5 protein-coding genes are annotated in these 6715 nt (G+C 67.2%); 2 read left to right on the forward strand and 3 right to left on the reverse strand.

Annotated features, from left to right (window positions below; all coding sequences use genetic code 11):
• Nucleotides 1-148: 148 nt before the first annotated feature.
• Nucleotides 149-523, forward strand: a complete 375-nt coding sequence (locus tag ACLQI9_RS33200) for a hypothetical protein (protein ID WP_442392919.1) — start codon at nucleotides 149-151, stop codon at nucleotides 521-523.
• Nucleotides 524-593: 70 nt separating this feature from the next.
• Nucleotides 594-776, forward strand: a complete 183-nt coding sequence (locus ACLQI9_RS33205; RefSeq protein WP_442392921.1) for a hypothetical protein — start codon at nucleotides 594-596, stop codon at nucleotides 774-776.
• 497 nt (nucleotides 777-1273) lie between these two features.
• Here the strand turns inward: ACLQI9_RS33205 and ACLQI9_RS33210 are convergent, their stop codons facing one another.
• From ACLQI9_RS33210 to ACLQI9_RS33220, 3 genes are read right to left on the reverse strand one after another with little or no spacing between them, the layout of a single operon-like run.
• On the reverse strand, nucleotides 1274-3334 hold the full coding sequence (locus tag ACLQI9_RS33210; RefSeq protein WP_442392923.1) for a hypothetical protein: 2061 nt from the start codon (nucleotides 3332-3334) through the stop codon (nucleotides 1274-1276).
• 33 nt (nucleotides 3335-3367) lie between these two features.
• Nucleotides 3368-5335 (reverse strand): hypothetical protein, encoded by a 1968-nt coding sequence (locus tag ACLQI9_RS33215; RefSeq protein ID WP_442392925.1) that lies wholly within the window; start codon nucleotides 5333-5335, stop codon nucleotides 3368-3370.
• Nucleotides 5332-6006, reverse strand: coding sequence for a hypothetical protein (locus tag ACLQI9_RS33220; protein WP_442392926.1), 675 nt, complete (start codon nucleotides 6004-6006; stop codon nucleotides 5332-5334). The genes ACLQI9_RS33215 and ACLQI9_RS33220 overlap by 4 nt, the downstream gene beginning before the upstream one ends.
• Nucleotides 6007-6715: the final 709 nt, after the last annotated feature.

Raw genomic sequence — 6715 nt, forward strand, 5'->3', positions numbered from 1 at the left:
CGGCGACCCAGACGATCCCCGCTCGCCCCTGTAGGACGCGCTGGGCCGCGTACCGGTTGTCAGCCCCCCGCCCCCTAACCTGAGCGGGGCGGTCGCCTTCCCTAGCAGGCCCGGCGCCTCCCCCGCAGGCTGGACGATACTAGAACGCGTGATCGGTAAGCGCCCGCAAGCTGACCGGATTCTCGCCGCCAAGATCTCGAGCGAGGCGAAACATCACGCGAAGTGGCGCGAGCTGACCGCGGATGAAAAGGCCACCGCGGTGGCTGCGCTGCGCGAGCTCGCCGGTGGCCGGGCTGACCTGCGGGCCGAGGTGTGCGGGGTCATGGAGGACGCGTCCGAGGGCGAGCTGCACGAGCCGCTGGCCCGCCAGGCGACGGAACTGTGCCGTAAGGCCGGTGCCGGCCCGGAGGCGATACCAAAGGTGGATCGCCGAGGGGCGCAAGCGGAGCGCGGATGCCGCCGTTCTCCGGCGGCCTGCACGACGGCGGAGTACCGCGCCGGTCCTGCGGGAGGTACACCGTGAGCGGGCGATGCGCGTCTGTTTCTTCGTGGAAGAGCCCGCAGGACCAGATCTACCCGGTGCAGGGGACCTGATGGCCAGTCGTGAGATTACCAAGGCCGGGCAGCAGCAGCTGGACAGGTACAAGCAACGACGGGATGAGTACCTCCGCAAGCTGGCCCACCTAGCGCCTCCGCTTTCGGAAGAGCAGAAGGCGAGACTCGCCGTTCTGCTCGCCCCCGCGGTGCAGGAGTACAGGCGCAGGAAGACGCCATGACGTCTGGGCGTCAGGACGTCGCTTAGGCCGGCGTCCGGAACGGAATTACGTGCGCGTATGGCGCAGACCTGCATGACCGGCTCCAGGTCCGGGAAGATCCGCATGGCCGTTGGGTGCTAGCGACGATCTTCGCCGGGTCGCCCGGTCATCCCGGTGTAGGGGAAACGTTCGTTCCCTACACCGGGATGACTAGCGGCCTGATCATGATCATTGCTAGCGACAACGGATGCGCGGACCAGTACTGAGCCCCAAGAACCCGGTCAGAAAACCCCGCTATTTCGCCCCTGGTGACGCGCTCCTGACCAAGAAGATCCCGGATTTCCCGCGGATCTGACCACCCCGGGGGTGACGAGGCTTAAAGCCGGAAAGGGGCAATGGGCTGGTGAGCCGCTGGTCGGTTGCCGAGGATGCGCTCGATGATGGCGGCGTTCTCGGCTGATCCGGCGCGGAAGTACTGCTGCGGTAGTTTGACGCAGTGTGATGTGATGGGACGGATATCAGCGCGAGCCGCGTCGGCGGGAATTCTTGCGGCGACGGGCAGTACTGTCGGTGAGCTGACGCGGCGTCGGGCGATTACCGACGACGACGGCCACAATGACATGCTGGGGCGACGCGTCCGAGTCCGCGCGATGCTCGGCGACCCAAGTGAGATCGAGTAGCGGTCGCGCGCCGTTGCTGTGGTCGGTGAGATCGAGAACGAGCAGCTGGCTGAACGGTTCGCTCGATCCGGAATACTGCGCTGTCTGCGGGACGTACTCTTCCAATGCTTCCGGGCTGCTGTTGTCCAGCTCGCGCTTGACCTCAGTGGCGAGACGAACGTCGAGAGCATAGGTGATCACGTCGACGCGGCCCGTTCCGACGCGCGGCTGCTCGAGTGTGACCCTGCCTGCGAGCGGCCACGAGGTGGCGAGCCAGACGTAAAACTCGTACTGTAGGTCGGCCTCGACGGGGACGCGATCGCCATCGCCCAGCATGCGGATGATGTCGGTGCCGTTGGGCAACAGTGGGCCGCCGCGGTCGTAGCGGTCGCGAAGGAATGTCAGCGTGCGGTTGAGCAGCAGTACGACGGCAGCGCGGGCGTCGGCACGGAACCGCGGGTTGGCGCTCAGCGCGTCGAGGATGTGGCTGCGCATTTCCGACAGGAGTGGGTCGGCGTTGACATCGACAGCTTCGCTGGAGACAAGAAGCGCATCGAGCTCAGCAAGCTGCTCGTCGTTCAAGGCGGTCTCAAGCGCGCGGCAGACTTCGCGTCCGAGGCGCTCGAGTCGGGGCGCGATGCGCGCGAGACGTTTGTCTGCATATTTGCCCTCCTCGGCGTCGTCGTCCTCGGCGTCGTCGTCGTCGCCGGGTTGCTGGACGTGACGTCGACGGATTGCTGCGGCGAGCTCGTCAGCCGCGGCCGGGAGAAGAGGCTGGCCGCGGGCACGGTCATTGTCGACGGCGCGGAGCAGCTGATCAGCGAGGACGGCATTCGCTGCAACAGCGTTCTCGACCGCCGGGCGGATGGTTGCTGTGAGACCAGGCGCGGGGGCCGTGGTGCGCTCGGCGGCGTAAACGCGCGCGATCTGGCCGATGGCCGCGACTGTATCTAGCCAGCTACGCTCGCGGAGCCTGTCAATGGCGTCACGGAGAGCGAGGACGAGAGCCAACCAGTCGGTCTCAGCGTCGCGGACAGGCTGCCGCCACGCAGGCAGGTGGGAGTTCAGGTGCCAAGCGTCCCGGCGGCCGAGGACTAGGCGGAGGCGAGCAGCCGCGGCTACCAGGGTGTCGTAGTCACCGGCGGCAAACGCGGTTACCGCGCGGCAGACGGAGCCATACGCCGCGGCGTCGTCGCGAGCCTCATCGAGCTCCTCGGCCGCGGCGAACTCGTCGGCCGCGTCGGCGAGCACGGCAGTAGCAGCTTCCGCGTTGGGGAGCCGCAATGCGGTACGTAGGGTGTCGCACGCCAGCTCGAACGTCGCATCGGCGGTCGCCGCATGGTGGGCGCGGAGCACACGCAGCGCATCGACGAGCGGCGCGGTCAAAGACGTGTCAGCGCCCCACGCATCGAGCGCGGCGCCGATGAGGCGAGGGATTGCCTCGGCGTACTCGTCGGGGGCGTCGTTAGGAATGGTGGTAAGCCTGTGCAGGACGAGGTAGGGGGTGCCGGAGCCGGCAAGGGCTACCCGCAGTGCCGCCTCTAGGCGAGTCGCGGCAAGATGTGGGTTCGTAGTGATGAGCGGGTCTGGATCGCGAAGCAACAGCCCGTGGATGCCCACTGCAGCAGCGCTCGCGACTGCCGGGTCGGCGAGGAGCTCATCGACGGTGTCAGCGAGCGCAAGGACGCTGCGCTGCGCGGCAAGCCCACGGCTGAACTCCTCGACTGCGGGCCCCCAACCGCCTCCGGGAGCGCGCCGGGTGGCGACAGTGAGGGCCGCAGCGGCTAGCGGCGCCGCTGGGGATGCCGCGAGTGTGACCATTTCGGCGGTGACATCCGTAGTGGCTCCGAGCGAGTTAAGGTCGGCTACTGCGCCGTCCCTGGCTGCGGCGAGCAGCGCGGTCTCGACCGGGCCGATCATACGGGCGCTCCTTCGCTCTGTCGGTGGGGAGCATCACCAGAGGGCATCGCCACCCGGCATTGGGCGCAGCACGGCCTCCTCTCCGAGTCTCCCTCTTGGAAGCGTCTGGTCTTGCGTAGTGGTCAGGATTTGCAGCCCGGGCGTGTCGGCGGCTATCTGGACCAGCGCGTCCACGACGGCATGCGCGTCAGCGTCCTGCACTTCTTCAGCGCGCAAACTGTCGATCATCAACAACCCCGGGTGCGTGGCGATACCGAGCCGAGTGCCTACACGCACCAGCGCGATGACGGTCGCAATACGCAGCCGGAGTCTCTCACCCGGGCTCTGGCGACTGAACGAGCCAGCGGCGACGCCCCCCTTCGTGATGTCCATTCGAGCGGCGCGGTTCAGCGTGACGGCGGTGACCGAGTGCATTCCGAAGCGGCGCGCCAGTTCGGCGATCTCCTGGCCGAGGGTCTCGAGCAGTCCGCGCGCTGCTGCCTGCAGCCGCTCATCGAGCTCAGCATGCAGCGCGTCAAGGACAGTCAGCGTCGGGTCGGGTTCTTCGGTGGTGCCGCTAGGCGCAACGGCCTGCGTGAGGACGGCGAGCGCGCCCTCGCTGCGGGCGACCACAGCCTCGAGCGCGGCTCGCTCGCCGACCTCCCGAGCGGCACGCGCCTCAGTGAGTTCACGCTCACGCGCCTGCAGGTCCGCGGTGAGCGCGCCGACGCGGCGCTCCTGATCCTCCAAGGCACGCAACGACTCCGCTTCGGCAGCACGCGACGCCTTAAGCGCCTCCTCACGTTCGGCTATGACGTCAGCGGTCGCGTCGTCGTCGTCAGTCAGGCGCGAGGCGCACACAGCGCATCGGTGATCCGAAGTCTCGCTGGCGCGGCGGTCGGCACCGACGGGTGTCTCGCACCGGGGGCAGTTGGTCGGATCGAGGCCGTGAAAGAGTCTTGCGACGACGGCAGTCTCGCGGGCGTTGTTGAGCGCGCGCTCGTCTTCGAGACGCGCAGCCTTCGATTGTCGATGCGCTGCCTCCAAAGCCCGCCAATTGGCGTCAGCGTCCGCTACTTGTATACCTAGCGCCGCAACACGGGCGGCGAGCTCGGCAATTGGGGCAGCGGGCCCCTTAGGCAGCGCGGCCAACGCGCGATGGGCCTGGTCGAGCTGCTCCTGGTGCTGCGCACGGAGTTCGGCGATGCGGGACCCAGCGGGATCGGCCGACGCGGTCCGTGTCCTTGCCTGCGCGCGAAGCGTCTCGCGAAGGGTGTTCACCCGGGTCAAGAGGGCTGCGCCTGGCAGATCGAGAAACACCATGAGCAGGCGACCAGCAAGTCCGCCCATCACGGTCTCACCGAGAAGTACTTTGTCGCCGCCGGTGGGAGGATAAAGCGCGCCGAAATATGACGGCCATGCATGCCGCTGCTGGCCGCCGTCGCGGATAGCGGCGTAGATGGGGTCGAGGTCGAGCCGGTCGAGCATGAAGGCGTCGACCGCTGCGGCATACTCCTCGGCGGAAGTCGCGGTCACCAGGGTGCGCCCAGGGATCAGCCCGGCACCGCCCCGTGACCCTTCTGAAGGAAGCTCCGCGATAGTCGCGTCGGTGATTTGCCCGTCGGAAATCTGGAGCCGGAATCGCAGCGGCACACCGTTCACATCTGCGTCGCACTCCACTGTGTCGAGCCACGTGGCGACATCGAGCTGAAGTTCGCGCGGCGTGCCGCGCAAGCAGAGGGTGATGATCTCGAGCAGGCTCGTCTTGCCGCGCAGGTTCGGCCCCACCGCCATGACGACGCCAGCGGGAAGCGTGAATGTGCGGTCGAAGGGACCAGCTTCCGGGACGCCGGTCTTCGTGCCGCGCAACCGGAGCCGCGTGACCCGCAGTGACCTGCGGGCAGTCGGTACCGTCGCGGTCGGGATGCCATGCGCGGCCAGCACCTCGAGAACGATGGCGCTGTCGACACCTGCGCGGGTGGCGACCGCGTCGACAAGGTTTCCGACGGGCTGGACCGTCACTGTGCCGCTCCGGTCATCGCAAGGAGTCGCGAACGGACACGGGAGGCGATCGACTGAATGCGCGTGTTGAGTGCCGCCTCTGCGTACTCCTGCTGGTCGTACTGGATGTCCTTTAGCTGGGTCCCGCCGTACCCCGATGTAAGCCGAACGAGAAGCGCCACCCGGTTGACGTAGTACGACAGCTCGGGCACGTCGGCCACCATGTCACGTGCCACCGACCGGCCGACCGCCGTCAGGTAGTAGTTGTGCTGCCGCGTGTGGCCAGGCGTCCCCTCGCGGCGGCGCAGCACAAGGCCGACACTGGAGAGCACCGAGAGCGCGCCGTCCAGCGGCTCGTACGCGCCGAATCGGTAGCGCAGCATCGGGAAGCGGCGTACTTCTGGCTCCTCCGACATTAATATCCGTTCCGCCTCCGCAAGAAGATCTGCGGCGCCGGTGTCCTCGTAGCGATCGAGGAGCTCGTTGGCAAGGTAGTCCGGATTGCGCAGCCAAAAGTCCATCTTTTGAAGCGCGACCTGCGTGCGCAGCACGGCGACGGCCCCAGGCGGCGCTTCCGGAGGAGGTGGGTCGGCCAACGGCTCAGCCGCTCCGTCGATCAGAAGCAGGAGACGCACCGCGTCCTGCATCCGACTCGTCGTTGGTCCGGCCTGCGCATCTCCAGCAGCGGTCACGCTTGCCTCCCGGCATCGCCGACTTGCGTACGGTCTGGGGAATCATACCGGCTGCTTGCGGGGAGTCACGGAAAACCCTGGCACGTGGATTCGCCCCGCCAAAGCTAGCGGCCAATGTGAGCCAGCGTTTCGATACCCGACAAGGGTGATAGCCGCGACGCGGAAGGATTCGGCTAAACGCCTGGCCGGACTTCTGCAGCTGGTATGCATTCCGGGGTCTAATCGCTAGCATCGTGCCTGGTCGTGGGCATGTAACAAGAGCCAGAACCCACCTGCGTGCAGGCACACGCTCGCTGGCGTGTCGCCGGGCTTGACGGCATCACCAGGGACTTTGACGCTGGGGCCAGCCTGCGGGACCTCCAGGACGCCATCGGGCATGCCTCGCCGCGAGCTCGGCCATCCCGGCACCTCCACTGGTTAGGTCTCACACCCGCTTCACGACGGGGCCCGCAGCCGACGTTACTACAAGTAAAGCGTTCGATTTCCTTCCACGTCCGCGTGGCGATCCGGACCGCGGGGCGGCGGCAGAGGCGGTGCTGTCCCCCGCGGTGTCGACAGTTAAGCGCGATTCAGCTGTGATGACGCACGTATGCGAGGGGACTCCGAAACGTTGCCGTCCGATTCACATGCCCGGTGCATGTGCAGGTAGGAGACCGTCCCGGCGATCAGTGCGAGCATCCCGACGCAGCAGATCGTGGTGCGCTTGATC

The sequence above is a fragment of the Mycobacterium sp. genome, from assembly GCF_052143115.1.
Classification (GTDB): domain Bacteria; phylum Actinomycetota; class Actinomycetes; order Mycobacteriales; family Mycobacteriaceae; genus Mycobacterium.

Coding starts and splice junctions, on each gene's coding strand:
- ACLQI9_RS33205 (WP_442392921.1), top strand. CDS start 594: ATGGCCAGTCGTGAGATTACCAAGGCCGGGCAGCAGCAGCTGGACAGG.
- ACLQI9_RS33210 (WP_442392923.1), bottom strand. CDS start 3,334: ATGATCGGCCCGGTCGAGACCGCGCTGCTCGCCGCAGCCAGGGACGGC.